The organism is Kocuria sp. (assembly GCF_030536815.1).
Lineage (GTDB): Bacteria > Actinomycetota > Actinomycetes > Actinomycetales > Micrococcaceae > Kocuria > Kocuria gwangalliensis.
In genome coordinates, this window is the sequence record NZ_JAUNPE010000255.1 from 1 (window position 1) to 2,378 (window position 2,378).

3 protein-coding genes are annotated in these 2,378 nt (G+C 61.8%); all 3 read right to left on the bottom strand.

What is annotated here, in order from left to right; translation table 11 throughout:
* Positions 1 to 40: 40 nt before the first annotated feature.
* From Q4E95_RS12880 to Q4E95_RS12890, 3 genes are read right to left on the bottom strand one after another with little or no spacing between them, the layout of a single operon-like run.
* On the bottom strand, positions 41 to 955 hold the full coding sequence (locus Q4E95_RS12880; protein WP_303383681.1) for a Sir2 family NAD-dependent protein deacetylase: 915 nt from the start codon (positions 953 to 955) through the stop codon (positions 41 to 43).
* Complete coding sequence (locus Q4E95_RS12885; RefSeq protein WP_129700560.1) at positions 955 to 1,416, bottom strand: peroxiredoxin; 462 nt, start codon at positions 1,414 to 1,416, stop codon at positions 955 to 957. Before Q4E95_RS12885 ends, Q4E95_RS12880 begins: the two co-directional genes overlap by 1 nt.
* A gap of 43 nt (positions 1,417 to 1,459) precedes the next feature.
* Positions 1,460 to 1,876 carry a DUF3052 domain-containing protein gene (locus Q4E95_RS12890; RefSeq protein WP_303383682.1) on the bottom strand — a complete coding sequence of 139 codons (417 nt, stop codon included), beginning with the start codon at positions 1,874 to 1,876 and terminating at the stop codon, positions 1,460 to 1,462.
* Between the last annotated feature and the right edge of the window lie 502 nt (positions 1,877 to 2,378).

Genomic DNA, 2,378 nt, shown 5'->3' on the forward strand with positions numbered 1-2,378 from the left:
AACGGGATCTTCGTGTTCTAGTTTATGTAGCTCTGGCGATTCAATCAAGATCACGGAGCAGTTCATTTGTGAGCGATCGCAGGAACCCGCCCACGAACGCGTCCACCTTGACCGTGGCCAGGTGATCGGAGCCCGTGACCCCGTGATTGACGATGACCACGGGAATCCCGTTGCTCACCGCCCGACGCACATACCGTTTGCCGGAATTGACCGTCAATGACGTGCCCACGACAAGAAGTGCCTCGGCCCTGTCGACCACTAGTTTTGCGTAACGCACCCGCTCCGCCGGCGCGTTCTCGCCGAAGAACACCACGTCGGGTTTGAGGATCCCGCCGCACACCGGGCAGTCCAGGATGTTGAAGTGCTCGGTGTGTTCAATGGTGGCGTCCGCGTCCGGCGCGTACTCGATGTCGTGGCGCGTGGCGACGTCGTCGTAGAACCCGGGATTCAACGCATCCAAGCGATCCGACAACACCGCACGGGGAATGGTGGAGCGGCAACGGGTGCAGATCACCCGTTGATGAGTGCCGTGCAGGTCCAGGACGTCGATACATCCGGCTTTTTGATGCAACCGGTCGATGTTCTGGGTGATGATTCCGCAGAGCGAGCCCCGGTGTTCCAATTCCGCCAGGGCCGCGTGCGCCTCGGAAGGTTTCGCCTGGGCGACGAAGTGCCATCCGAACTGGTTACGCGCCCAGTAATGACGACGCATCCGTTCCGAGCCCATGAATTGCTGGTAGGTCATGGGCGTTCGTGGTTTCGCCCCGGGGCCCCGATAGTCCGGGATACCGGAATCGGTGCTGACGCCCGCGCCCGTGAGGACCGCCAACCGCCGTCCCGACAACGCGGAAACCGCCGCTGGCAGTCCAGCGGCGGCATCGAGGGCATGAGGATCCGGAAACTGTGTCGCGTCCAGGGGCGCCCCGTAGCCGGCGCGAATCACCCGAACGGGCATCAGTGCTGCTCGAGTTGGGCCAGCGCCTGTTCGAGGCGCTCCAATTGCCGGGGTTCCGTGACCTCGGACTCGAAAGCGTCCACGATCACGCCCTGGGAATCAAGGACAAACGTCTGCCGCTTGGCGTAACCGCCGTCCTCGGACAGAACGCCGAAGCGCCGGCTGACATCACCGTGGGGCCAGAAATCCGACAGCAACTCGAAGTCATAGGATTCCTGGCGTGCGAAAGCGTCCAGGGTAAAAGAACTGTCGGTGGAGATCCCCAGCACCTTGGCGTTGCTCATCTCGAACACCTCGGGGTGGTCCTGCAGATAGCACAGCTCACTGGTGCACACGGGTGAGAACGCGAACGGGAAGAAGATCAACACCGCGGGGTTGCCGCGCAGTTGTGAGAGCGTCACCGCGGTGCCGCGCTGGTTGGGCAGGGTGAAATCCGGTGCGGAAGACCCGACGGAGATCATGGGAGCAGCTCCTGGCGTGGCTGGTGGGTGATCGCGCACATGGTCAGAAATTGCGCTTGGGTGCCAACCGGGTGACGGACCAGTCCGAGGAAACCCGCGCGGTGGTGGTCACGTGCAACCCCGCGGTGGGGGCAGCATCTTGCACGTCGGCCGGGGAAACGTGGTCTTCGCGGCCGGCCTTGGGGGTCAGCAGCCAGACCACACCGCCCTCGTCAAGGGTCGTCTGGACGTCCACGAGTTCGTCCACCAGGTCTCCGTCGCCGTCGCGCCACCACAGAATGACGGCGTCCACCACTTCCTGGGCCTCGTCATCGAACAGCTCAGAGCCGATGGTGGCTTCGATCTGGTCCCGCAACTGAGCGTCGACGTCGTCGTCGTAACCGAACTCCTGGACGTAGTCGCCGTCCTTAAAATTGAGCTGGTCCACCGCGGACTCGTCGGGGGCCTTTGCCTCGCTCACCGTATGTACTCCTTCTCGATGTAGACGTGCAACCGCCCACAGTGCCGATGCACTGACGGATGTCGTGGCCGACGGGTGCCGGACCGAACATAGAAACGGTGCGATACAAGACAACACCGGATTCGAGTCTCGTTCAAGCTCCACCGCATGGAAAGCGCGGATTCAAATTGTTGTGACGACTTCTATGTGACGCGCGGAACCAGAGCCTGCCGGTATGATCACTGACCATTTATGACACGATATAGAGCAAAGCGGTACGTCCCACAGCGGGCACCGATGACGCTCCTCGCCGGGCCACCCCCGATTCACGGAGCCGATGATAGAGAGGTTGAAGTGTCTTCATCCAGCAACCACCACATTCTCAGTGGCTTGACCAATAATCTGGAGGACGCCAACTCCGAGGAAACCCAGGAGTGGATCGAATCCTTCAAGGGTCTGATCGAGACTCAGGGCACCGAGCGCGCGCAGTACATCATGCGCGCCATGTTGCAGTACGCGGGTG